Genomic DNA, 23,145 nt, shown 5'->3' with positions numbered 1-23,145 from the left:
CCCAGGGCCTTGAGCAGGTTGTCCTTCGATATGAAGGCAACCTGCTTTTTTATTGCTGAAACTGCCTGGGATGCTCAGGCCAGCGCTGATGCTGCCTCAGCCAACCTGGCGATCGCCTTTTTGATGTCATCGTCGCCTGCCGCAAACGACAACCGGATACATCCGGGCCCGCCAAACGCGGAACCCGGTACCGCCGCCAGATGGTATTCGTGCAGCAACCAGTGGCAGAACTCCACATCGGTTTCAATTCTGGTATTGCCGGCAGATTTGCCGAGCAGGCCGGAAATGTCGGGAAAGACATAAAACGTAGCTGGCGGTGAAACCACCTTGATGCCGGGGATGTCACTCAACAATGACACAATCAGGTCGCGGCGGTGATGGTACGAAGCGCGCATGGCGTCGACATCGTCACGCGGGCCGGTTATGGCGGCAAGGGCGCCTTGCTGGGCAAAGGCATTGCCACCGGCGGTAAAGGTTCCCTGCACCTTGGAGATCGCTTTGGCCAGCGGTTCGCAAGAAGCTGAATAGCCTACGCGCCAGCCGGTCATGGCATAGGCTTTCGAAAACCCGTTGACGGTAATGGTGCGCTCGAACATACCCGGCAGCGATGCAATGGAGGTCGGGCGTTCTTCAAACCAGATGTCTTCATAAATCTCGTCCGACAGCACCAGGCAGCGAGGATGAGACTGGACCAGGCCTGCCAGCGCCTGCAGTTCTTCAGCGCTCCACACTGCGCCAGAGGGATTTGACGGCGAGTTGAGCATGATGAGCTTGGTGCGGTCGCTCATGGCACCTGCCACCTGGTCCAGGGTCGGTTTGAACCCGGTGCCGGCACCTGCCGAAACGATAACCGGCACACCGCCGGCCATTTTCACGATGCCTTCATATGCCGCCCAGAACGGCGCGATCATGATGACCTCGTCTCCTGCATCCAGCGTAGCGAAGCAGGCATTGGTGAGCGCCTGCTTGGCGCCGTTCGACAGGATTACACCTGCCATGTCGACCGGAATGGCATTGTCCTGGTTCAATCGCTCCGCGATGGCAGAGCGAAGTTCGGGGTATCCGGCAATGGGGGCGTAGTGGGTGAAACCCGCATTCATGGCGTCTGACGCTGCCTGCCTGATGGCTTCAGGTGTATCGAAATCGGGTTCGCCGATCGTAAGCGAAACAACGTCCACACCTTGCGCTTTCATCTCGCGTGCTTTCTGCGCCATGGCAATGATGGCGGCTTCCTCGATGGCGGATGTGCGGGCAGACAGGGCGTTGGCGGGATCAAACGGTTTCATTGTGGAATCAGCTTGTAAACAGATAGTGGACTTGTGACTGCCTGCTATGCCACGCACTGAGGCTGGCGTGAAGGGGATTGAGCACTATGCGCCGATTCAAGAAGATTGCTGTTTCCAGTATGGCTGTGTTGGCAATTTCTGCCTGTGCGTCGGAGAAACCGAAGCTTGCGTCGATCAATGCCAATCCGTCGCCCTATGCGCAGGGCCAGTCCCATACCGAGCCGCTGTTTTATAATGGACGCACATATCAGGTGCAGTTCAAGCACATTGTCGCGCAGCGCGTGTATTCGGTGAATGTATCAGCTCGGGGCCGCAGCCTTGGCAAAACGGCTGCCGACGCGCGTATCGTGTCCGAAGTGGGGCGCAATGCGATCAATCACTTTGCCTGCAAGGACAACCAGAAGGCCAAAATCCTGGACGGCAGTGTCGAGCCGAGCACGGTTGGTTGGAACATGCGGGCAAGGTGCGCATAAAATTTAGGTATCCTCACTCTGGCAACACGCTTGATTTTGGTCGCGTCAGCAGACATCCTTCGCCCAATACCAAAAAATCCGAAACTGGCCCTTTAGGAGGAATTCATGAGCTTGCGTTTTGCGTCTGCCATTGCGGCGTCACTGATGGCGGCAGCGCTGTTTGCGTCACCGGTAATCACTCAAACGGCTGAAGCCAAGTCAACCTGCAGGAATACCGGCAGTTTCGATCGCTGGCTGTCGGGTTTCAGGCAGGATGCGGCTGCTGCCGGCATCTCCCGGCAGATCATAAGCGCGGCGCTTGGCAATGTGAGCTTCAACAAGAGCATCATCAAGAAGGATCGCACGCAGATCATTTTTTCCGATGACTGGCTGACTTTCTCCGGAAAGCTGATTTCGGCGGGCCGGCTCAAGAAGGGCAGGGCAAAGCTCAAGTCCAATGCCAGAATGTTCAATTCCATCAAGAGCAGGTATGGCGTGCCGGGCGAGGTGGTAACGGCGTTCTGGGCGCTGGAAACCGATTTCGGCGGCTTTCTGGGCAACGACTCGACAATCCGGTCTCTGGCCACACTCGCCTATGACTGCCGTCGGCCGGAGAAGTTTCACAAGGAGCTGATCGCGGCGCTCCAACTTTTACAGAGAGGCGACCTGCGCCTTGGTGAAATGAAGGGCGCGTGGGCAGGTGAGCTGGGCCAGTTGCAATTCCTGCCGTCATACTATGAAAAGCATGCGGTGGATTTTGACGGCGATGGCCGCCGCAACATGGTCAAGTCTTCCTCTGATGCACTGGCATCTGCGGCCAATTACATGAAATATCTGGGCTGGCAAAAGGGACAGCCCTGGCTGCAGGAAGTGGAAGTGCCGCGCAGCATGCCGTGGGAACAGGCGGATGTGACCATCAAGCACCCGCGCTCGCAGTGGGCGAAATGGGGGGTGAAACGCCGCGGCGGCAAGAAACTTCGGGCAGACAGTCTGCCGGCGTCCCTGATCCTGCCGATGGGCCGTAACGGTCCGGCCTTCCTGGGCTATCCGAATTTTGATGCCTATCTGACCTGGAATGAATCACTGACCTACTCGTTGACTGCTGCGTACCTCGGGACGCGCTATGCCGGGGCTCCCAAGGCCAGCCCGGGCCGCGCCAAGGTGGCCAAGATGGGTTACAGGGAAGTGAAAGCCGTTCAGACGGCGCTTGAAAGGCGCGGTTATGATGTGGGTGGCGTCGATGGAACGCTTGGAGCGAAGTCACGGGCTGCGGTTCGCGACATGCAACTTAAGCTGAAGCTGCCGGCTGACGGTTATCCGACACCGGATTTCCTGCGCCGGATCAGGTGAACCGGTAATGAAAGGGGCGGTTTTCAATCATTCAGGAATGGGAGCTCCTTATGAAAAAACTACTCAAATGGCTGCTGGTGGCGGTCGGCGTGGTGGCACTGGTCGTATTCGGTGGCGGCATGCTGATGCCGTCACAGGTCAATGTGTCCCGTGATTTGGTGATCAACGCGCCGCCGGACAAGATTTTCCCGCATGTGGCCAGTCTGAAGGCCTTCAACAAGTGGTCGCCATGGGCTGATCTGGATCCTGACATGAAGGTCGAGTTTTCAGGCGCTGAAGAAGGCGTTGGCCAGGTCATGGCGTGGGACTCTGCCGAAATGGGCAAGGGCAACATGAAGGTTGTCGAGTCAGCGGAGAATGAAAAACTGGTCACGGCGCTGGACTTCGGCCAGATGGGAACGGCGTCGGCACGCTTCGATCTTGTGCCTGATGCAGGCGGAACCAAGGTGACCTGGTCGATGACCTCCGAACTTGGAAACAATCCGATCGCACGCTGGTTCGGTCCGATGATCAAATCCGACGTTTCAGAGACTTATGCCAAGGGTCTTGCCAAGCTGCGCGTTGTGGCGGAAGGCGAATGAAACTTCACGAATATGCCGGTCTGGACGCAACCGGGCTGGCCGCGCTGATCCGGCGGCGCGAGGTTTCGGCCAAAGAAGTTGCTCTCGTGGCGAGCGAGGCGATTACGCTTGCCAATCCGAAGATAAATGCGGTTGTCGAGACCTATGCTGACCGGGTAGACGATCTGGATGAAGCCGGCCTCGGTGACGGCCCGTTTCGCGGGGTGCCGATCCTGATCAAGGACGTGCGCGGCAATGAACAGGGCCGCAAGGTCGAATTCGGATCGCGCCTTGCCGAAGGCTATGTGTGTGACGGTGATACCCATCTCGCCGAGATGTTCCGGGCAGCGGGCTTGAACATTCTCGGACGCTCGAATGCGCCCGAATACTCCATTGCCACCTCGACGGAAAACCTGTTGTACGGCAACACCTCAACACCCTGGCGGGAAGGTTATTCCGCCGGCGGGTCCAGCGGCGGTGCCGCTGCAGCGGTCTCGGCAGGTGCCGTTCCAATTGCCCATGGATCCGATATCGGCGGCTCAATTCGCATTCCGGCCAGCTGGTGCGGGGGCATCGGCCTGAAGCCGTCGCGCGGGCGGGTGTCGGCAGGGCCCCAGCTGGACGAGGGCGGTTTCGGACTGAGCATGAATTTTGCGCAAACCCGCACCATGCGCGATACCGCAGCACTGCTGGATTGTCTCAGCGTGCCGCAGGCTGGTGACCCGTTTCATATTCCTTCGCCTGACGACGGTTTCATGTCGTGGCTGACGCGTCAGCCGGAAAATTTGCGGATAGCCTGGACTACGGCACCGACAATGGATGCGCCGGTTGATGCGGAAGTGGCTGCCGCCGTTGAAGCGGCAGCACAGCATTTGGCGGACATGGGGCATATTGTTGAGCAGGCAGACCTGGTGTTTGACCAGGAAGCAGCGTCACGGATGATGTGTGCCGTCTGGTTCTTCGGCTTCCACAAGACGCTGGACAGGATCGGCGACAAGACGGGCAGGGTGCCGGGGCCGGACAATCTGGAGCCGGTGACCTGGGAGATTTACCGGCGGGCCCGCGACATGGACCCCTACGAATTCCTCGATGGGCTGGCGTGGATCAACCAGGCACGCCGCGAGATAGGCCGGTTCTTTACCCGTTATGAAGTGTTGCTGTCGCCGTCCACTGCACAGGTCTCCCAGCCGCACGGGCGCTATGGCCTCAACCTGCCGGGACTTTCGCCGGAGGAATACATGGTGCTGGCGGATGAGCCGGTGCAGTTTGCGTTTCCCTATAATGTGGCCGGTACGCCGGCGATTTCACTGCCCTTGGCCATGCATTCCAACGGCTTGCCGATCGGGGTACAACTGGGTGCAGGACCGGCTCAGGAACATGTGCTCATTGCTCTCGGCGCGGCTCTTGAAGAAGCGATGCCCTGGGCCGACCGTTTGCCGCCGCTGCATGTCACAAAGCTTTGATGGTATGTGGCTGAACCTGACTTGAACCTGAAGAAGGAGAAACTCTCATGAAGCTCAAGACACTGGCAGGGGTGGGACTGTTCATGGTGTTGGCAGCAGGCCCGGCAGCGGCCGCGTCATGCGGTAATACGGGAGCCGGATTTGACCGCTGGCTGGGGAGTTTCAAGAAAGAGGCCGCGGCCAAGGGGATCGGCAAGCGAGCGCTGAAATCGCTGAATGGCCTGACTTACTCGAGACAGGTCATCCGGTTGGATCGCAACCAGAAATCATTCCGGATATCGCAGGCGGCGTTCATCAAGGGCCGGGTGACACCGGGCCGCATCAAGCGCGCCAAGCAGAAACTGAAAAAACACGCGCGCCTGTTTGCCTCGATTGAGAAGAAGTATGGCGTGCCCAAGGAAATCATCGTGGCAATCTGGGCCATGGAAACGGATTTCGGCGCCAACCGCGGCAAGATGAACGTGTTCCGGTCGCTGGCGACGCTGGCCTATGACTGCCGTCGCTCGAAGTTCTTCAAGAACGAGCTCATGGCGGCATTGAAAATTGCCCATCGCGGCTGGATGACGCCAAGACAGATGCGCGGTGCCTGGGCCGGCGAGCTCGGCCAGACCCAGTTCCTGGCGTCGAGCTACCTGAACTATGCAGTCGACTACAACGGTGATGGCCGCCGCGACCTGGTGCGCTCGACAGCGGACGTGCTGGCGTCAACCGCGAACTATCTCAAGCGCAAGGGCTGGCGCCGGGGCGGCGGCTTCAAGCAGCGGGCGCTGGCGGAATGGAACAAATCGAGGAAGTACCAGGTGGCGATCGCCGTCTTCGCTGAACGGGTGAAGTGACATGGCGTTTGAGTTCGGCTCTGTGTTATCGGCTGCGGCCATATCCAAAGCGAGCCGGTTTTCAGGATATCCGCCCTTTCATTTCGTAGGCGGCAATATCGATGAGCCGACCGTTCCGGTCGAAGCGCTTGCTGATGCCATCAGTAAAGTGATCCGGGACCAGGGACATGCAATGGCAAAATACGGCATGAACAGTGGCCCGCAAGGGTATCTGCCCTTGCGTGAGTTCGTGTGCAATTGCCTGCAAGGCCGCACCGGAATCGCCGCGACGCCGGAAGAGGTTTTGCTGACCAGCGGGTCTCTCCAGGCCATGGACCTGGTCAACAGGGTACTGCTGGACAAGGGCGATGTCGTCTTGCTGGAGGCAGCGAACTATTCCGGAGCGCTGAGCCGTCTTGATGCCCTCGGCGTCGACTATGCGGGAATAGAGCTTGATCAGGACGGCATGCGCATGGATGCGCTGGAGCGCGTGCTGTCGGAACTGGCTGAGGCCGGCCGCAAGCCGAAATACATCTATACCATCCCCACCGTCCAGAACCCGACCGGCTCCGTCATGCCCGTGGAGCGACGGCGCGAGATGCTGGCGCTGGCGAAAGCTTACGATGTGCCGGTCTTCGAAGACGACTGCTATGCCGACCTGGTGTTTTCCGGTGAGCGTCCGCCGGCTATTCATGCGCTCGACGATGACCAGCGGGTGATTTATTGCGGGACGTTCTCAAAGACAATCGCGCCTGCCTTGCGGGTTGGATACCTCGTCGCTCCCTGGTCGTTGCTCAGCTCCGTCCTGCCGCTGAAAACAGACGCTGGCAGCGGGGCGCTGGAGCAGATGGTGCTGGCGGAATACCTGCCCGAACATTTTGATGATCATGTCTCCGGCCTGCTGCCGATGCTGACGGCCAAGGCTGCCGCGTTGTGCGACGCTCTTGATGAGCATTTTGGTGAAAGTGTTGAGTACGACAGGCCGGTCGGCGGCATCTATCTGTGGGTCAGCTTGCCGGAAAACGTCGATACTGACCGGTTGTTTCAGGTGGCGCTGGAGCAGGGTGTGGAGATCAATCCCGGTTCGCAGTGGACAGTGGATGGAACAGCCAACAAACACCGCATGCGCCTGTGCTTCGGTCATCCGCCAATCGATAATATCCGCGAGGGTATCGCCAGGCTGGCAGATATCTGTTTCGAGGAGTTCGGTGTTCCGGTCAGAAGCGGAAATGTCGCGCGGGATTGAGCCATATTCGGCTTGAAACAGCCTGCACTTCAGGGATCGTCCCGCTCAAACGGAACCGGTTCAGCAGCCCAAGCTACAGGCGGCCTGCGTGACCACCCCAATATTGGGAAGGTCAACGGTTGCCCCGTTACGATCTCTTTACCCCGGTCAAGTGGCCGGGGTTTGCACTGGTGGAAAACAATGGGGTGTCGGTTGGCTTTCTGGCAAGCCCGCTTTGCGTAAAGCTCCAGGCCAGTGCTCCAACCACTCGACGTCCTTGACAGTACGGCATGGCATCAACCGCCGGGGCAAGCTGACCGACTACTTAAAGTGATGCAACGAAGAGGAGAGCTTCATCTGATCCACTAAGAACCATTCTTCTTACGGTCATCATGCAGTTGCCTCATAACCCCGGAGAAGCCGGTGTTTGTTTCCAGCGCGGCTTCGACTCCGACGCAGCACGAACTGAGTTCGCGCGCCGCCGCCATTTTTTCGATTGGAAATATGACCTGGCCAATATTGCGCCGATCCCGGGTAGGCGGAAACTTCTTTGTAGTCATGATGCCTGTTCCTTTTGAATCTGTTGTTCTGCCCCTGTGAGGCAATTTCTTGCAGGTTACGCATTGGCCATTGTAGTGCTTCCAATTTTTGAGAGAATAACGTAATTTTGGTAAGTTCTTTTTCAAATTTTGGAATAAAAATTGGATCGGTTTGGCGCTATGCGAGTGTTTGTCGCTGTGGTGGAAGCGCAGGGTTTTTCGGCCGCATCGCGATCACTGGGCATGCCAGTTCCCACTGTCTGCCGAAAGATCGCGGAGCTTGAGAGTCAGATCGGAGCACAGCTGCTCATCCGTACGACGCGCAAGATTTCCGTCACCAGTTGCGGACATGACTATTACGATGATGCCAGGCGCATTCTCGAAGAGGTCGACAACGCCGAACGTAGAGCATCGGGTGAATACCAACGCGCTTCAGGATTGTTGACAATCACTGCACCATCGATGTTCGGCCGGCTGCACATGTTGCCTATAATCAGTGATTTCATGCGCCTGCACGACGACATTGAAGCCCGGCTACTACTGACAAACCACATTCTGGACCTGCCCGATGGGCATATTGATCTTGGTGTCAGGATTGGCGAAACATCAACCAGCTCCATGAATGTTGAAAAACTGGGGACCGTCAGGCAGGTCGTCTGCGCGAGCCGGCAATATTTGTCGGAAAAAGGTGTTCCTTGCGCATTGGGTGACATCACAAAGCACCAGTGCATTACATTTTCCCGGTCAGGTGATCATGTTGCGTGGACTTTTGCAGGTCCGTCCCGCAATTTGCGTGAGATCAATGTCCACTCAAAACTGGTTGTAAACACCGCTGAAGCTGCCATGGATGCGGTGTTACGAAACGGAGGGCTCACTCAATTATACTCTTATCAAGTTGCATCCGGCGTTGCGTCAGGTGAACTGCAAATCGTACTTGACGAGTTTGAAATTGATCCCAGGGGGGTCACATTCAGTTTTCCGCGGACCCAGCGCATTCCGCAAAAACTGGATGTGTTCTTGGAGTTTGCGACACCTGTTATCCGACAGAGATTGCTGCACAGCGCTGAGAAGTGCCGGGTCTGAGTGTCTTGAGTTATTTGCCCTTCCATACGGGGTCGCGCTTTTCGGCGAAGGCCTTGGCGCCTTCCAGCTGGTCTTCCGAAGCATAGAGCTTTGAGATGGTGGGCAGGCCGCGGCGGTTGAGCAAGGCGAGTGCTTCCTTGTCGTTCAGGTGATGCACGCGTTCGAGCACTTCCTTGATAGCCGCATAGACCAGCGGCGGGCCGCCGGCGAGTTTTTCCGCTACTTCGCGGGCACGGGTCATCAGGGCGTCTGCTGCAACGATCTCGTTGATGATGCCCCAGTGCTTGGCTTCGTCCGTGTCAAACGAGCGTCCGGTGAGCAGCATTTCCATGGCGACGTGATAGGGAATGCGGCGCGGCAGCTTTATGGTGGCGGCATCGGCAATGACGCCGGAGCGGATTTCCGGCAGGGCGAAGGTGGCATGATCTGCCGCGATGATGATGTCGCAGGCGATCATGATCTCAAAACCGCCGCCATAAGCAAGGCCATTGACGGCGCAAACCACCGGCTTGCCGAGATTGGGTAGTTCCTGCAGGCCGCCAAAGCCACCAAGACCGTAATCGGCGTCCGCAGATTCCCCATCGGCTGCAGCCTTCAGGTCCCAGCCCGGACAGAAGAAGCGATCCCCGGTTGACGTGAGAATGGCGCTGCGCAAGTTGTTGTCGTCGCGGAACGCAGAAAACACGTCTCCCATGATGCGGCTGGTGGCGGCGTCAATGGCGTTGGCCTTGGGCCGGTCAATGGTGACTTCCAGCACCCGGCCGCTCACGGAAGTCCTGATTGGGCCGTCAGTCATGTTGAACAAGGTCATGGGTGTTCTCCTTTAAATCTGGCGAATGCGTATCAGGGCGTCTGCTGCAACGGCGCCCTTGCCGGGTGCAAGCACCATCAACGGGTTTATGTCCAGTTCTTCAAGTGTCGTGGCGTTGTCGGTGGCAAACCGTGCAACGGTTTCGATTGCCTCCAGGGTGCCTGCAAGGTCGCCTGCCTTGCCACGATAGCCGTCAATGAGACGGCTGACTTTCAGGCTCGCAAGTGCCGTTGCAATGTCTGCCCGCGAAGCAGGCAGCAAGATGATGGCGCTGTCTTCAAGCAGTTCCGTCAGGACGCCGCCGGCACCAATCACCAGCGCCAGGCCAAACTGCGGGTCACGGGTGATGCCGACAATGAGCTCGCAAACGGCATCGGTGATCATTTCCTCAACGAGAACGTCGCTCGTTATGGCAGACATTGCATCCGCCGCGGTCTGGACCTGTTGCGATGTTTCGAGGTTCAACGTCACGCCTCCGGCTTCCGTCTTGTGAGCAACGCCGGATGCCTTCAGGGCGACCGGAAAACCGATGCCGCCGGCGGCGGAGCCCGCCTCGGATATGGCGCAGCTTATGGCATCAGGTATCCGCAAGCCCGCCTGTGCGAGCATTGCCTTGGAGGCATGCTCGGTCAGTATGCCCGCCTGGGAAGTCATTACTTCGGGTGACGGCAACGGATGTGGTGTGCATGCTGCGGTTGCAGCGGCAGCATTCATGGCATCCAGCGCCTCATCAAGCCCGAACAAAGGCGTGATGCCTGCTTCGCGCAGCCGCGTGGCTGTTGCCTCCGGCAGGCACTCAGGCAAGGTGGCGATCACACAGGCAGCACTGCCGGTTTCCTGCTTGGCTGCGATCCAGGCGTCAAGACCGATGTCGTACTGTGCGGTATCGGCCCGGTCGGCACGCGGGATATCGTAGATCAGGCAGGCCATGTCGGCATCGACCCGCATCATGGCGGCATAGGTCTGCTTCATGGCGTCGAAATCGGCCCAGATGAAGGTGTGGTAGTCGAGCGGATTGGCCACGTCGACGAACTCGTTCAGGGTTGCGCGCACGCTTGCAGTTTCCCCAGGTGACAGGTCAGGCAGTGACAGGTGAGACCGTTGTTCAACCGCGTCTGCCATCAGGGAGGCTTCACCGCCTGAACAACTCAGCGAGGTAATGCGGCCCGAGGGCAGGTGGCCTGCCACGGACAACAGCTTCAGTGTTTCGATGAAGGCCGGTACCGACCGGGCCCGGGCAACGCCGGTGCGGGCAAGCAGGGCATCATAAAACCGGTCGCTGCCGGCCAGTGTCGCGGTATGGCTGATGGTGGCGCGGGCGCCCTTTTCCGATGCCCCGGTTTTCAGGGCGACAATGGGCTTGTCTTTCGCATGCGCCTTGCAGGCGATATCCGAAAACCGCGCCACGTCCGCAATGCCTTCGGTGTGGATGCCGATGGCGGTAATGCGCTCGTCGTCCAGCAGCGCCTCGATCATGTCATTGATGTCGGTGACCGTCTGATTGCCGACAGTGATGACCATGGCCAGCGGCAGGGCGCGGGCCTGCATGGTGAAATTGATAGCCATATTGCCGGACTGGGACAAGATGGCGACGCCCCGTTCGACCGGCTCACAACCGTGAAAATCCGGCCACAAGGCGGTGCGGTCCAGAAGGTTCAGCACGCCCCAGCAATTGGGCCCGATGACCGGCATGTCACCGGCGGCCTCGATCAGCGCATCGTTGAGCGGGGTGCCGCCGTCGCCCAGTTCTGAAAACCCGGCGGCATGACATACTGCGCCGCCTGCGCCCAGGGCGCGCAAGGTGCGCACTGCCGCAATGGCAGGTTCGCGCGACACGCCGATATAGGCGGCATCTGGCACGCTCGGCAGGTCTTCCAGGCTGGGGAAACAGGCAAGCCCGGCCATGTTGTCCCGCTTCGGGTTCACCGGCCATATGTCGCCGGTAAAGCCCAGCTTCAAAAGTTCGCCGATCACGCTTTCCGCAACCCGGCCGCCGACAACGGCGACCGAACGGGGAGACAGCAGGCGATCCAGAGATTGCGAACCCATGTGCGTTTCATCCACCGAGCGGACGCAGCAGTTCGCGCGAGATGATGTGGCGCTGGATTTCCGAGGTGCCTTCCCAGATACGCTCGATGCGGGCATCGCGCCAGATGCGTTCCAGCGGCAACTCGTCCATGACGCCCATGCCGCCATGTATCTGGATGGCTTCATCGGCCACGAAAGCCAGCATTTCCGATGCCTTGAGTTTCGCCATGGCCATGTCGGCGTCGGTGACGGTGCCCTCGTCGTATTTCCAGGCGGCTTCCAGGGTGAGCAGGTTCGCCGATTTCAGGTCGAGCGCCATGTCGGCAAGCTTGAACGACACACCCTGGAACTTGGATATCTGCTGGCCGAACTGTTGCCGGTCCACCGACCATTGCAGGGCATGTTCGAAGGCGCGTTCGGCGCGGCCCAGGCAGGTGGCTGCAACCTGCAGGCGGGTGGCGCCGAGCCAGTCATTGGCAACCTCGAACCCTTTGTGGATTTCACCGAGGCGCTGGGCGTCCGGCACCCGGCAATTGTCAAATTCCAGTATCGAGTTGGTGTAGCCGCGATGCGAGACATTTCGGTAGCCGTCGCGCACGGTGAACCCGGGGGTGCCCATGTCGACAATGAACGACGTAATCAGCTTTTTCTTGCCGCGCGGCGTGTCCTCTTCGCCACTGGCGGCATAAACAATAACGAAATCAGCTACATCCGCATGAGAGATGAAGTGCTTGGTGCCGTTGATGATCCAGTCGTCGCCGTCGCGCACTGCAGTTGCCTTCATGCCGCGCAGGTCAGATCCGGCACCGGGTTCGGTCATGGCCATGCAGTCGATCTTTTCACCACGCACGCAGGGCAGGGTGTAGCGCTCACGCTGCTCTTCATTGCAGGCCATCAGGATGTTCGACGGCCGGGCCACGCAATTCCAGTGCAGGGCGTAATTGGCGCGTCCGAGTTCCTTTTCATACAACACCCAGGACTGGGTATCGAGGCCGGCGCCACCTACTTCTTCCGGCATGTTGGCGGCATACAGGCCCGCCTCGATGGCCTTGGCTTTCAACTCTTCGTACAGGTCGCGGCGAAGCTCGCCGGTGCGTTCCACCTCGGCTTCATGCGGATACAGTTCGTTTTCCACAAAAGCTCGCGTGGTATCCACGATCATGCGCTGTTCTTCAGTGAGGTTGAAGTCCATGACATTTACTCCGAGTGGTAGGTTTCGGTGTGGCCGTCCACTGGTATGGCCTGGCCGGAAATGAATTTAGCTGCGTCGGACGCCAGGTACTGGCACAAATCAGCGATTTCGGATGCTTTCGCGAAGCGCCGCATGGAAGTGCCGGACGTGTACTCAGTGTGCACTGCTCTCGGCGACTTTCCGGTTTTTGCAGCTTCGGCAGCGATAACCCGGTCCATGCGATCACCATCTACTGATCCCGGGCAGATGGCATTGCAACGTATGTTGTACGGACCTGCTTCTGCTGCCACTGATTTTGTGAATCCGATGACGGCCCATTTGGCGGCAGCATAGGGCGTGCGGAACGGACAGCCGAACAGACCTGCGGTAGATGACATGTTGATGATGCAGCCGGCCTTTTGCGCCTTCATGACCGGCATGACACGGCGGCAGGTGAGCATTTGCGCATCAAGGTTGATGGCAAGGCATTGCCGCCATGCCTGTAACGTCATGTCTTCCACGGCAGCGGTGGGACCGGCAATTCCGGCATTGTTGACCAGCACATCGCAGCCACCGAGATCATCGAGTGCAGCGTGCAACCAGGCATCGACAGCGGCCTCATCAGTTACGTCGAGCCTGGCAGCTTTTATGGTCGGATGCTGTGACGTGATCTCATCCAGGCCATCCCGGTCCACGTCGCAGACATGAACCTGCGCACCTTCATCGGCAAACCGGATGGCGATTTCCCGGCCAATGCCTGAGCCCGCAGCGGTAATGATGATGCGCCGCGCCGACATCACACTTTCCCGTTCAGGACTTCACCAACGCCGATATTGTGCTTCTTGAGCACATGCATGATGTCGACCAGCACGTCGTTGCGCTTGGTTTCCCATTCACCGATGCTCCTGCCTTCAGCCTGCGTCTCGCAACCGCCAATCAGCTTGTCGGTAAGTTCGTCAGACCATTTGGGGAATTTCAGGTCGGTCCACGGCAACTCCAGTGACGGGTCGAACTGGGCCATGAAAGACCGCATGCCGCCATCGCCGCCGGCGGTGTGGTAGTGCAGGAAGGAGCCCATGATGGACCAGCGCAGGCCGGCGGAGTAGACAATCGCCCTGTCTATATCCTCCGTCGTGCCGATCCCCAGGTCGAGAACGTTCAGCGCCTCGCGCCACATGGCTTCCTGCAGGCGGTCGCAGATATAGCCGTCAATTTCCTTTTTCAGGCGTAACGGGAACATGCCGATGGCGCGATAGAACCCGTCCGCCCGGTCCATGGTGTCAGCGGATGTTTTTTCACCGGCAACGGTTTCCACCAGCGGCAGCAGGTAAACCGGATAGAACGGGTGCCCGATGATGACGCGTTCGGGATGCTTGCATTTCGACTGCAGACGGGTTGGCAGAAATCCGGATGACGATGAGGCAATGACAACCGAAGGGTTTGCCAGTTCATCCATTTGCTCATACAGCGAGATCTTCAGGTCTTCGCGCTCTGGTGCGGCTTCCTGAATCCAGTCAGCGGCTTGGCACATTTGCTTCAAGTCGGTTGTGAAGGTGAGCGTGCCGGTGGTGTCCGGCTTGCCGTCCATCAACTTGATCATGGATGGCCAGGCGCGTTCAACCTTGTCGCGCATCGCCTGTTCGGACTCCGGAAACGGGTCATAGGCGACGACATCAACGCCGTGCGCCATGGCACGCGCCGCCCAGCCGGCGCCAATAACGCCGGAACCGGCTATCCCTAGGGTTTTGACGCCGGTCATGAATTGAGACCCAGTATGCCGCGGGCTTCAGCCGGGGTGGCGACCTGTGCCCCCAGCAGGCGGATGATTTCCGTGGCCCGCTCGGTCAGCGAGCCGTTGGAGGCATAGACGCCTTTGTCCAGATAGAGATTGTCTTCCAGTCCGACACGGACATGACCGCCGAGGATCATGGCCTGGGCCGCCATCGGCATTTGCCAGCGGCCGATGCCGAAACCGGCCCAGACGCATTCGTCGGGCAGTTGCGATACCATGTAGGTCATGGTTTCGGTGTTGACCGGCGCGCCCCAGGGAATACCGAGGCAGAGCTGGAACATCGGAATGCCTGAAATCAGGCCTTCCGAGACGAGTTGCTTGGCAAACCACAGATTGCCGGAGTCAAAAATCTCCATTTCCGGCTTTACGCCGTAGGACTGGATCAGCCTGGCCTGTTCGCGCAACTGTACCGGTGTCTGCACGACGATGGAATTGGTGTCGCCGAAGTTGAGCGAGCCGCAGTCGAGCGTGCAGATTTCCGGGCGCAGTTCGGCAACATGCAGCAGGCGTTCAACCGGGCCGACAAGATCGGTGTTATCCTCATCGAAGTTGCGCGGTGTCTCACCGTCGCCGATCATCAGGTCGCCGCCCATGCCGGCGGTCAGGTTGATGATGACATCGGTGTTCCTGGCGCGGATGCGTTCCATGACCTCCCGGTAATAGTCGACATTGCGAACCCCTTTGCCGGTTTCCGGTTCGCGTACATGGCAATGAACGATGGCAGCGCCGGCAGATGCCCCTTCAAGCGCCGAATTGGCAATCTGCTCGGGAGTTACGGGAATGGCCGGGTGCTTGCCGACCGTGTCGCCTGCGCCGGTGACGGCGCATGTGATGATGACCTTGGGGTTCATGGAGCTTCTCCCTCGAGTTTGCGGTTGACAGAAAGTCTAGCCGGTGGTCACAGTTCTATTTGAGGAAAAACGACAAATTTTTGAGTAAATCTGTAATGCGTTCGCCGTTCGATATCGTATTTCTGCTGCTGCCGAATTTTTCGATGATCGCGCTGTATTCTGCGCTGGAGCCGTTGCGGGTGGCCAACAGGTTCGCCGGTGAGTTGTTTGCCTGGCGATTTGCCTCGGTGGACGGCAATGCGGTCACGGCATCCAACGGTATTCCGGTGTCTGTGTCAGCTGCCATGCCGAAGGTGGGAAGACCCAACCTTGTCATGGTGTGCTCCAGTTATGATCACCAGCACGCCATCAGCGGCAACCTGCGCGCCGCGCTGCGCAAGCTGGATGGCGCCGGTGTCTGGCTGGGCGGGCTGGACACCGGATCAATCGTGTTGGCCGACGCGGGAGCACTGGACGGCAGGCGGGCAACCTGCCACTGGGAAACGTTGAGTGCCATGCGTGAGGATTATCCGCGCGTCACTGTCACTGATGCACTGTATGAAATTGACGGACCGCGCCTGACATCATCAGGCGGTACTGCACCGCTGGACATGATGCTGGCGTGGATCGGCTCGCTGCATGGCCGTGATCTGGCAACACGGGTCGCGGATACGCTGGTGCATGCCCGCCACGGCGAAGCGCCGGGCGGCACGCGCATTCCAGCCAGGGCACGGTATGGCGTCGATGATGATGCGATGCTGGCCGCGATCTCTGCCATGGAAAATCACCTGGAAGATGTTTTGCGGCTCGAAGACCTGGCCGATGCCGCGGGGATTTCTCCGCGCCAGCTTGAGCGCAGGTTCAAACGCCTGCTGGGCATGCCGCCGATGCGGTTTTATCTGTCCTTGCGGCTTGAAAGAGCGGAGCACCTGTTGATGTATTCCCGCCTCAGTGTGCGCGATGCAGGACTGGCATCCGGCTTTTCGTCGATTGCCCAGTTTTCAAGGGCCTACCGAGCGAGGTACGGGCTCTCTCCGTCGCAACACCGCCGAAAAATTGCTGCAGACAGCGGAGTTTAGATGCCCGGTCCTAGGTTGCCGCGCGTCTGGATTTTGTGGCGGCCAGGCCTGGAGACAACTGCTTGACTTCGGCCATCGTGTCCACGGTTGAGCGCAACAAGGTGATTGCAACATTGTCGCGATCCATCGGCTTGCCAAAGTGAAAACCCTGGAACTGGTCGCACTTCAACTCGCCCAGCATTTTGGCCTGGTCCGATGTCTCGATGCCTTCAGCGGTTACGCACATGCCCAGTCCGTGCCCGAGCGACACGATGGTCTCCAGAACGCCATGCAGCTTTTCCGGATCCTTGTCATGCGCCAGCAGGAACGACCGATCCACCTTCAGCTTGTTGAAACCGTAGCGAATGAGGTAGCCGATGCTTGAATAGCCGGTACCGAAGTCGTCCAGCGCGATCGAGGCGCCAAGGTCCTTCAGTTCCTTGATCTGCAGATCGACAGCTTCGGTATTGCCGAGGAACAGGCTTTCGGTGACCTCCAGTTCAAGGCGATCAGACGGGAAGCCGGTTTGTTGGACCGCCGACTTGATTGTGCTGACAAGATTGCCGTCCTCGAACTGGCGCGGTGACAGGTTGACCGAGATGAACAGTTTGCCGGGCCAGGTCTTGGCGGTTGTAAGGGCTTCGTGCATGGCCCACTTGCTGATCGGCGCTATCAGGCCGATGGATTCAGCAACCGGTATAAACTGGTCCGGAGGTATGTATCCGCCATTGCCGTCGGGCAAGCGGAGCAGGGCTTCGAAGCCGGCAATCTTTGACGTGCCGCTGTCAATGATCGGCTGGTAGTTCAGTTCGAACTCTTGCTGGTCATGAGCCGCTTGCAGACGGCGTTCCAGGTCGCGGCGGGACTTCAGCTGATGAGCCATGTTTTCGTTGAACAGCACAACCCGGTTCTTGCCGGAGTTCTTGGCGTTGTAGAGTGCAATGTCAGCTGCTCTCAACAGGTCGCCTGAACTGCTTTTCTGGTGGCTCATGTGGGCGCCGATACTGATCTCGCCCTTAATGACCTGGTTTCCGCACTGGGCCGGCTTTCGGGCCGCCGACAGTATCTTGTCGCAGACTTTGCGAAGGCCGCTCTCGGTAATACCAGGCATCGATATTATGAATTCATCGCCGCCGAAGCGTGCGGCGTAGCCAATTTCGCGCACCTGTGATTTTATCGCATTGGCGACGTGAACGATGAACTGGTCGCCACCTTCATGACCATACTCGTCGTTGATGGCCTTGAAGTTGTCGATATCGATGAAAACGATGGCGTCCGGGCTCAGATAGGCATATGGCCGGGCCAGCGCCCGATCCAGTCTTTCAGTAAAGGAGTACCGGCTCATGAGCGAGGTCAGCGGGTCGAACTCGGTCAGGTAGGAAACCTTGTTTTCCGCGCGGTTCGCGTCGGCATTTCTCTGCAGGAATGCAAATGACGGTATCAGGTAGGCCAACGAACCCAACAGGGCCAGCCCGGCTGCAACCCAGCCGAATATTGCCTGCAGGAAACTGGCCATTTTGGTCTGGTCCACGAAGATCTCAAATATGCCGATGGGGCGCCCACCGGCGCCATGGGCCCGCACGTATGACTGGACATAGACATCGGGTTTGCCGGCTTCGTCCTTACCGCTTCTTACGGCTATATGGCTCCGGCCTGTCTGAAACGCCGTTCTGGCCAAAGGGTCAAATTCGCCCACGGAATCTTCGCTGGCACGAGTGGAAACTTCATCGGAAATCAGGATTGGGGTGCCGTCAGGCGCGAACAGCCTGAACTGGAAGACATTGCCGACCTCGCGCATGACTTCGAGCTTGCCCAATTGTTCAGGTGTTGGCCGGCCTGTTGCGACAATCTCCTCAAGATCGGGCAGGCGGTTGTTGATATAGCCCGCCCACTGACGCATCCTGACTTCACCGTCGCGCTGAACCGCGCTGTCCACGGCAAGGCCCAGGGCCTGATGAACGCCGAAGCCGATAGCGGCAGCGACGATCAGCACAAATACCACGAACGCGGGCGCAGATTTACGCAGAGCCAGCACTTCAATTCCCCTTCACGACCCGTCGATCAGGGCGCGAGCCCCTCTGGATCCAGACAATCTGCCGTCAAGAAATGCACAGACATGTTTTTGTCGAGGTTATTGATACCGGGCCAGAGTTGCAGAAAAGTTGCTGATTTCCGCTAATTGCCAGTGTGATTACCGGAGCCTTAACCGAATAGTACACCCATACCTGGCGGTGCCTGTGAACTGCGGGAATTTGGCGGTGAGCCTGGATTTCAGGTTGCTGGGTGAACCAGGTCAGGCACTGTTGCCGGGCAGCTTTTCGAGCCGCACACCTGCAATGCGCCACGAACCGTCAGGGTGTTGCTCGAATGTGTAAACGGCTCTCCACGACCGGCCTTGCTGATCGACAATGTCGACGACCTGAACCGGCCGTCCGGCAGTCTCCAGCGACGTCTGCCCGAAGCTGAAATTCTCCGGCCGGTAGACGGGCGCGTACTGACGCCTGACCATCTCCATGAACCTTTCGGGCGACTGGAAGATCGAGCGCAGCTTCAGGGAAGCAAAACCGAATGCCGTCACGCCGTCGTTGTTGCGAAATGCTTCTATCTGATTGGAGATGATGGACTTGAGTGTCTCCGGTTCCTGGGTGTGGCCAGCCGGGCTGCCCATAAGAAGACCCGAAGCTACAATCATGATGCCTGCGATTTTTCCGAACATGCCCGACCTTTCGCCAAGTTTTCCATCTGTTGGTGCTGTATACGCCAAAATGCACGCGGAGGATGAGTGGTACAGCTTGACCTTGGCTTGCAGCTTGACGCAAGCTGGCGCCCGGCAAAGCCGCCAGATGGATCATGGCGGATGATTTGAGTACAAAGGGAGGTTCTGAATGCCGGCAATATCAATGACGGTGAACGGCGAAAAAGTTTGTGGTGACGTTGAAGGCCGCACACTGCTTGTCGACTTCATTCGCGGTAATCTTGGAAAAACGGGCACACACGTCGGCTGCGATACCAGCCAGTGCGGTGCCTGTGTGGTGCATGTGGATGGCAAGGCCATCAAATCGTGCACAGCCCTGGCGGTGGCCTGCGACGGCGCAACAGTCAACACGGTCGAAGGACTTGCCAAGAACGGCGAGCTGCATCCGATGCAGGAGGCCTTCCGCGAACATCACGGGCTGCAATGCGGCTTCTGTACGCCCGGCATGATCATGGCGGGTATCGATATCGTGAAGCGCAAGGGCAAGAAGCTCAAGGAAGAGACCATTCGCGAGGAGCTGGAAGGCAACATCTGCCGCTGTACCGGCTATCACAACATCGTCAAGGCCATTCAGGCGGGCGCCGCCAAGATGTGACGAGCCCCGGTCGCCCTATCGTGGCGCTGACCGGGTTGGAACATTTTACCGAATTAGAGGAAACGATAATCAAATGAGTGATACAGGCATTGGCGCGCGCATGCTGCGCAAGGAAGATCACCGCTTCATCACCGGCAAGGGCCGGTACACCGACGACATCAACCTGCCGGGCCAGGCAGTCGGGTATTTTCTGCGCTCTCCGCATGCACATGCGGAGATCAAGAAAATCGACATCAAGAAAGCGGAGAAGGCACCCGGCGTTTTGTGCGTGCTGACCGGTGATGATGCCGCGGCTGACAATATCGGTGGCGTGATCTGCGGCTGGATGATCCATTCCAAGGACGGCTCGCCGATGAAGGCAGGGCCACATCCGGTACTGGCACAGGGCAAGGTACGCCATGTCGGTGACCAGGTGGCGGTCGTGGTGGCCCACACAATGGCGCAGGCGAAAGCCGCTGCCGAAATGATCAACGTGACCTACAAGGTGCTGGACGCCAATGTCGATCCGGTGGCATCGCAAAAACGCGGCGCACCGCAGGTACATGATGTGGCGTCCAAGAACACCGTGTTTGAGTGGGAGCTTGGCGACAAGGCCGCAACCGAGGCGGCCTTCAGCAGTGCCGCACACATCACCAGTCTTGATCTTGTCAACAACCGGCTGGCGCCGAACGCCATGGAGCCACGCGCTGCAATCGGATCATATGATGCGGGCGAAGATCACTACACGCTTTACACAACCAGCCAGAACCCGCACGTGGCCCGGCTGGTCATCTCGGCGTTTGTCGGACTGGCGCCGGAACACAAACTGCGCGTGATCGCGCCGGACGTGGGTGGCGGTTTCGGCTCCAAGATCTTCATTTATGCCGAAGAAGTCGTATGCCTGTGGGCGTCAAAGCGGGCCGGCGGGGTGCCGGTCAAGTGGGTTGCTGATCGTTCGGAAGCTTTCCTGACCGATGCCAATGGCCGCGATCACGTGACCAAGGCGGAACTGGCAACCGACAAGGACGGCAGGATCACCGGGCTGCGCGCCAAGACGATTGCAAACATGGGTGCATACCTGTCGACGTTTGCGTCGTCGGTCCCGACCTATCTTTATGCAACGCTCCTGTCGGGCCAGTACAACATCCCCAGCATCTATGCCGAAGTCGATGCGGTTTACACCAACACTTCGCCGGTGGATGCCTATCGTGGCGCCGGCAGGCCGGAAGCCACTTATGTGGTGGAGCGGCTGATGGAAACGGCGGCTCGCGAACTGGGCATGGACCCGGCCGAGTTCAGGGCGAAAAATTTCGTCAACTCGTTCCCGCATCAGACCCCGGTCATCATGTGTTATGACGCCGGCGACTACAGCGCATCGCAGCAAAAGGCGATGGAGATGATCGACTATGCCGGCTTTGAGAAACGCAAGGCCGCCTCGGCTCGCAAGGGCAAGCTGCGCGGCATCGGGTTTTCCAACTATATCGAGGCTTGCGGTATCGCACCGTCTGCGGCCGTCGGTTCACTGGGAGCCGGTGTGGGATTGTGGGAGTCGGCTGAAGTTCGCGTGAACCCGGTCGGCACGGTTGAAATCCTCACCGGGTCACACAGTCACGGCCAGGGTCATGAAACAACCTTTGCACAGCTGGTATCGGACCGGCTGGGTATTCCAGCCGACCAGGTGGCCATTGTGCACGGCGACACCGACAAGGTTCAGTTCGGAATGGGCACCTATGGATCGCGTTCAGGCGCGGTCGGCATGACCGCCATTTCCAAGGCACTCGACAAGATCGAGGCCAAGGCGAAGAAAGTGGCGGCCCATGTGATGGAAGCGTCCGAAAGCGATGTGGAGTTCAAGGACGGCAGCTTCTCGGTCAAAGGCACCGACAAGGCGATGGCGTTCGGCGAAGTGGCGCTGTCTGCGTATGTGGCCCACAAGTTCCCGACGTCTGAAATCGAGCCGGGCCTCAAGGAGGGGGCTTTCCACGACCCGACCAACTTCACCTTCCCGGCAGGCTGTCATATCTGTGAGCTGGAAGTCGATGCGGATACCGGTGTGACGGAAATCGTCGACTGGGTGGCCGTGGACGACTTTGGCAATGTCATCAATCCGATGATTGTTGAAGGCCAGGTCCATGGCGGTATTGCGCAAGGTGTCGGCCAGGCATTGACCGAAGCGGTTGTCTATGATGACGGCGGTCAGCTTCTGACCGGTTCGTACATGGACTACTGCATGCCGCGTGCCGACAACCTGCCGTCGTTCAAGCTGGGCTTTACCAAGACCGAATGCCCGTCAAACCCGCTGGGTATCAAGGGCTGTGGCGAGGCCGGGGCGATTGCTGCACCTGCTGCGGTCATGAATGCCCTGACCAGCGCACTGGGCGTCAAGGACGTGGCAATGCCGGCAACACCGCAAAATGTCTGGAACGCCATGGCGCACCTGCGCGAAGCGGCTGAATAAACCAAGGGACAGGAGAAAACCTATGTATGAATTTGAGTATCACCGTCCCAAGAAACTGGCGGACGCAGTCAAGCTGATCAAGTCGAAGAAGGAAGGCAAACTGATGGCGGGCGGCATGACGCTGATCCCGACCATGAAACAGCGCCTTGCAGCGCCGACAGACGTGATCGACCTCTCGGGCCTTGGCAATTCAGGCGTGAGCGTCACCAAGACCAAGGTGACGATCAAGGCAGGGACGACCCATGCGGAAGTTGCTTCCAGTTCGGACCTGAAGAAGGCTGTGCCGGCACTGGCCGCGCTGGCCGGCATGATCGGGGACCCGCACGTGCGCCACAAGGGCACCATCGGCGGCTCGGTCGCCAATGCCGACCCGGCAGCGGATTATCCGGCAGCCCTTCTGGCGCTCAATGCCAGGGTGGTGACGGACAGCCGCACGATCGATGCCGACAAGTTCTTCAGGAGCCTGTTTGAAACGGCGCTCAGGACAAACGAGATCATCAAGCAGGTCGAGTTTGATATTCCGGCGAAGTCTGCCTACTCGAAATTTCCCAACCCGGCATCGCGGTATGCCATGGTTGGCGTGTTCGTGGCTGATTTCGGCAAGAAGGGTGTTCGTGTCGGGGTGACCGGCGCCAAGGGTTCCGCCTACCGCGAGAAGGCAATGGAAAAGGCACTCACGGCAGACTTCTCCGCCGACGCAATCGCCAAGGTGAAAATCAAGGCTGACGACATGAATGCGGACATTCATGCTTCTGCCGAGTACCGGGCCCACCTGGTGGGTGTGATGGCCAAGCGGGCGATTGCTGCTGCCAAGTAACCGGTGCCATGTTTGAGTAATGCCGGTCCGCGGGTATCGTGCTCGCGGACCGTTTTCGTAATGCAATACAAAGTTGAG

21 protein-coding genes are annotated in these 23,145 nt (G+C 58.8%); 11 read left to right on the top strand and 10 right to left on the bottom strand.

Going from position 1 to position 23,145, the window contains the following annotated elements; translation table 11 throughout:
* Positions 1 to 74 precede the first annotated feature (74 nt).
* The gene (locus DHN55_RS18625; RefSeq protein WP_108883057.1) at positions 75 to 1,286 is read right to left on the bottom strand and encodes an aminotransferase class I/II-fold pyridoxal phosphate-dependent enzyme; all 1,212 of its coding nucleotides are present in this window, start codon (positions 1,284 to 1,286) and stop codon (positions 75 to 77) included.
* A gap of 86 nt (positions 1,287 to 1,372) precedes the next feature.
* On the opposite strand from DHN55_RS18625, the gene DHN55_RS18620 reads away from it, so the two are divergent.
* From DHN55_RS18620 to DHN55_RS18595, 6 genes are all read left to right on the top strand, one after another.
* The gene (locus tag DHN55_RS18620; protein WP_108883056.1) at positions 1,373 to 1,759 is read left to right on the top strand and encodes a hypothetical protein; all 387 of its coding nucleotides are present in this window, start codon (positions 1,373 to 1,375) and stop codon (positions 1,757 to 1,759) included.
* A gap of 105 nt (positions 1,760 to 1,864) precedes the next feature.
* Positions 1,865 to 3,088: a lytic murein transglycosylase gene (locus DHN55_RS18615; RefSeq protein WP_108883055.1), complete on the top strand. Its 1,224-nt coding sequence runs from the start codon at positions 1,865 to 1,867 to the stop codon at positions 3,086 to 3,088.
* Between the two features lie 50 nt (positions 3,089 to 3,138).
* Complete coding sequence (locus DHN55_RS18610) at positions 3,139 to 3,669, top strand: SRPBCC family protein (protein ID WP_108883054.1); 531 nt, start codon at positions 3,139 to 3,141, stop codon at positions 3,667 to 3,669.
* Positions 3,666 to 5,111 carry an amidase family protein gene (locus DHN55_RS18605; RefSeq protein WP_108883053.1) on the top strand — a complete coding sequence of 482 codons (1,446 nt, stop codon included), beginning with the start codon at positions 3,666 to 3,668 and terminating at the stop codon, positions 5,109 to 5,111. Before DHN55_RS18610 ends, DHN55_RS18605 begins: the two co-directional genes overlap by 4 nt.
* A gap of 47 nt (positions 5,112 to 5,158) precedes the next feature.
* A complete protein-coding gene (locus tag DHN55_RS18600; RefSeq protein WP_108883052.1) occupies positions 5,159 to 5,947 on the top strand; it encodes a lytic murein transglycosylase in 789 nt (262 codons plus the stop codon).
* Position 5,948: 1 nt separating this feature from the next.
* Complete coding sequence (locus DHN55_RS18595; RefSeq protein ID WP_108883051.1) at positions 5,949 to 7,172, top strand: aminotransferase class I/II-fold pyridoxal phosphate-dependent enzyme; 1,224 nt, start codon at positions 5,949 to 5,951, stop codon at positions 7,170 to 7,172.
* A gap of 344 nt (positions 7,173 to 7,516) precedes the next feature.
* On the opposite strand, the gene DHN55_RS18590 is transcribed toward DHN55_RS18595, so the two are convergent.
* Complete coding sequence (locus tag DHN55_RS18590; RefSeq protein ID WP_108883050.1) at positions 7,517 to 7,711, bottom strand: hypothetical protein; 195 nt, start codon at positions 7,709 to 7,711, stop codon at positions 7,517 to 7,519.
* Positions 7,712 to 7,870: 159 nt separating this feature from the next.
* Here DHN55_RS18590 and DHN55_RS18585 point away from each other — a divergent pair, with 159 nt between their 5' ends.
* On the top strand, positions 7,871 to 8,773 hold the full coding sequence (locus tag DHN55_RS18585) for a LysR substrate-binding domain-containing protein (RefSeq protein ID WP_108883049.1): 903 nt from the start codon (positions 7,871 to 7,873) through the stop codon (positions 8,771 to 8,773).
* Positions 8,774 to 8,783: 10 nt separating this feature from the next.
* On the opposite strand, the gene DHN55_RS18580 is transcribed toward DHN55_RS18585, so the two are convergent.
* From DHN55_RS18580 to DHN55_RS18555, 6 genes are read right to left on the bottom strand one after another with little or no spacing between them, the layout of a single operon-like run.
* Positions 8,784 to 9,584: a carnitinyl-CoA dehydratase gene (locus DHN55_RS18580; RefSeq protein WP_443111140.1), complete on the bottom strand. Its 801-nt coding sequence runs from the start codon at positions 9,582 to 9,584 to the stop codon at positions 8,784 to 8,786.
* A 12-nt stretch (positions 9,585 to 9,596) separates the two neighbouring features.
* Positions 9,597 to 11,633, bottom strand: coding sequence for an acetate--CoA ligase family protein (locus tag DHN55_RS18575; protein ID WP_108883048.1), 2,037 nt, complete (start codon positions 11,631 to 11,633; stop codon positions 9,597 to 9,599).
* Between the two features lie 7 nt (positions 11,634 to 11,640).
* Entirely contained in the window at positions 11,641 to 12,804 is a 1,164-nt protein-coding gene (locus tag DHN55_RS18570) for an acyl-CoA dehydrogenase family protein (RefSeq protein WP_108883047.1), read from the bottom strand.
* Between the two features lie 5 nt (positions 12,805 to 12,809).
* Positions 12,810 to 13,580 (bottom strand): 3-oxoacyl-ACP reductase FabG, encoded by a 771-nt coding sequence (locus DHN55_RS18565; RefSeq protein WP_108883046.1) that lies wholly within the window; start codon positions 13,578 to 13,580, stop codon positions 12,810 to 12,812.
* Positions 13,580 to 14,542: a 3-hydroxyacyl-CoA dehydrogenase NAD-binding domain-containing protein gene (locus DHN55_RS18560; protein ID WP_108883045.1), complete on the bottom strand. Its 963-nt coding sequence runs from the start codon at positions 14,540 to 14,542 to the stop codon at positions 13,580 to 13,582. Before DHN55_RS18560 ends, DHN55_RS18565 begins: the two co-directional genes overlap by 1 nt.
* Positions 14,539 to 15,426: a 3-keto-5-aminohexanoate cleavage protein gene (locus tag DHN55_RS18555; RefSeq protein ID WP_108883044.1), complete on the bottom strand. Its 888-nt coding sequence runs from the start codon at positions 15,424 to 15,426 to the stop codon at positions 14,539 to 14,541. The genes DHN55_RS18560 and DHN55_RS18555 overlap by 4 nt, the downstream gene beginning before the upstream one ends.
* Positions 15,427 to 15,506: 80 nt before the next feature.
* Between DHN55_RS18555 and DHN55_RS18550 the strand changes: the two genes are divergently transcribed.
* Positions 15,507 to 16,484, top strand: a complete 978-nt coding sequence (locus DHN55_RS18550; RefSeq protein WP_337660522.1) for a GlxA family transcriptional regulator — start codon at positions 15,507 to 15,509, stop codon at positions 16,482 to 16,484.
* Positions 16,485 to 16,494: 10 nt separating this feature from the next.
* Here DHN55_RS18550 and DHN55_RS18545 read toward each other — a convergent pair whose 3' ends face one another.
* Together DHN55_RS18545 and DHN55_RS18540 are read right to left on the bottom strand one after the other, a co-directional pair.
* The gene (locus DHN55_RS18545; RefSeq protein WP_337660521.1) at positions 16,495 to 18,498 is read right to left on the bottom strand and encodes a putative bifunctional diguanylate cyclase/phosphodiesterase; all 2,004 of its coding nucleotides are present in this window, start codon (positions 18,496 to 18,498) and stop codon (positions 16,495 to 16,497) included.
* 258 nt (positions 18,499 to 18,756) lie between these two features.
* Positions 18,757 to 19,179: a DUF4864 domain-containing protein gene (locus tag DHN55_RS18540; protein WP_108883041.1), complete on the bottom strand. Its 423-nt coding sequence runs from the start codon at positions 19,177 to 19,179 to the stop codon at positions 18,757 to 18,759.
* Positions 19,180 to 19,348: 169 nt separating this feature from the next.
* On the opposite strand from DHN55_RS18540, the gene DHN55_RS18535 reads away from it, so the two are divergent.
* From DHN55_RS18535 to DHN55_RS18525, 3 genes are all read left to right on the top strand, one after another.
* A complete protein-coding gene (locus DHN55_RS18535) occupies positions 19,349 to 19,813 on the top strand; it encodes a 2Fe-2S iron-sulfur cluster-binding protein (protein WP_108883040.1) in 465 nt (154 codons plus the stop codon).
* Positions 19,814 to 19,886: 73 nt separating this feature from the next.
* Positions 19,887 to 22,250, top strand: coding sequence for a molybdopterin cofactor-binding domain-containing protein (locus DHN55_RS18530; RefSeq protein ID WP_108883039.1), 2,364 nt, complete (start codon positions 19,887 to 19,889; stop codon positions 22,248 to 22,250).
* A 22-nt stretch (positions 22,251 to 22,272) separates the two neighbouring features.
* The gene (locus tag DHN55_RS18525; RefSeq protein ID WP_108883038.1) at positions 22,273 to 23,067 is read left to right on the top strand and encodes an FAD binding domain-containing protein; all 795 of its coding nucleotides are present in this window, start codon (positions 22,273 to 22,275) and stop codon (positions 23,065 to 23,067) included.
* The last annotated feature ends 78 nt before the right edge of the window (positions 23,068 to 23,145 follow it).

The organism is Anderseniella sp. Alg231-50 (genome assembly GCF_900149695.1).
In the GTDB taxonomy this organism is placed as follows: domain Bacteria; phylum Pseudomonadota; class Alphaproteobacteria; order Rhizobiales; family Aestuariivirgaceae; genus Anderseniella.
The sequence above is the reverse complement of the archived record's forward strand: the minus strand, read 5'-3'. Positions and strand labels throughout refer to the sequence as shown.

What these genes read in the sequence shown, in the direction of transcription:
- DHN55_RS18580 (WP_443111140.1), bottom strand. Translation starts at nt 9,584, where the DNA reads ATGACCTTGTTCAACATGACTGACGGCCCAATCAGGACTTCCGTGAGC.
- DHN55_RS18585 (WP_108883049.1), top strand. Translation starts at nt 7,871, where the DNA reads ATGCGAGTGTTTGTCGCTGTGGTGGAAGCGCAGGGTTTTTCGGCCGCA.
- DHN55_RS18625 (WP_108883057.1), bottom strand. Translation starts at nt 1,286, where the DNA reads ATGAAACCGTTTGATCCCGCCAACGCCCTGTCTGCCCGCACATCCGCC.
- DHN55_RS18590 (WP_108883050.1), bottom strand. Translation starts at nt 7,711, where the DNA reads ATGACTACAAAGAAGTTTCCGCCTACCCGGGATCGGCGCAATATTGGC.
- DHN55_RS18555 (WP_108883044.1), bottom strand. Translation starts at nt 15,426, where the DNA reads ATGAACCCCAAGGTCATCATCACATGCGCCGTCACCGGCGCAGGCGAC.
- DHN55_RS18610 (WP_108883054.1), top strand. Translation starts at nt 3,139, where the DNA reads ATGAAAAAACTACTCAAATGGCTGCTGGTGGCGGTCGGCGTGGTGGCA.
- DHN55_RS18605 (WP_108883053.1), top strand. Translation starts at nt 3,666, where the DNA reads ATGAAACTTCACGAATATGCCGGTCTGGACGCAACCGGGCTGGCCGCG.
- DHN55_RS18525 (WP_108883038.1), top strand. Translation starts at nt 22,273, where the DNA reads ATGTATGAATTTGAGTATCACCGTCCCAAGAAACTGGCGGACGCAGTC.
- DHN55_RS18595 (WP_108883051.1), top strand. Translation starts at nt 5,949, where the DNA reads ATGGCGTTTGAGTTCGGCTCTGTGTTATCGGCTGCGGCCATATCCAAA.
- DHN55_RS18560 (WP_108883045.1), bottom strand. Translation starts at nt 14,542, where the DNA reads ATGACCGGCGTCAAAACCCTAGGGATAGCCGGTTCCGGCGTTATTGGC.
- DHN55_RS18540 (WP_108883041.1), bottom strand. Translation starts at nt 19,179, where the DNA reads ATGTTCGGAAAAATCGCAGGCATCATGATTGTAGCTTCGGGTCTTCTT.
- DHN55_RS18565 (WP_108883046.1), bottom strand. Translation starts at nt 13,580, where the DNA reads ATGTCGGCGCGGCGCATCATCATTACCGCTGCGGGCTCAGGCATTGGC.
- DHN55_RS18575 (WP_108883048.1), bottom strand. Translation starts at nt 11,633, where the DNA reads ATGGGTTCGCAATCTCTGGATCGCCTGCTGTCTCCCCGTTCGGTCGCC.
- DHN55_RS18535 (WP_108883040.1), top strand. Translation starts at nt 19,349, where the DNA reads ATGCCGGCAATATCAATGACGGTGAACGGCGAAAAAGTTTGTGGTGAC.
- DHN55_RS18530 (WP_108883039.1), top strand. Translation starts at nt 19,887, where the DNA reads ATGAGTGATACAGGCATTGGCGCGCGCATGCTGCGCAAGGAAGATCAC.
- DHN55_RS18620 (WP_108883056.1), top strand. Translation starts at nt 1,373, where the DNA reads ATGCGCCGATTCAAGAAGATTGCTGTTTCCAGTATGGCTGTGTTGGCA.
- DHN55_RS18570 (WP_108883047.1), bottom strand. Translation starts at nt 12,804, where the DNA reads ATGGACTTCAACCTCACTGAAGAACAGCGCATGATCGTGGATACCACG.
- DHN55_RS18600 (WP_108883052.1), top strand. Translation starts at nt 5,159, where the DNA reads ATGAAGCTCAAGACACTGGCAGGGGTGGGACTGTTCATGGTGTTGGCA.
- DHN55_RS18615 (WP_108883055.1), top strand. Translation starts at nt 1,865, where the DNA reads ATGAGCTTGCGTTTTGCGTCTGCCATTGCGGCGTCACTGATGGCGGCA.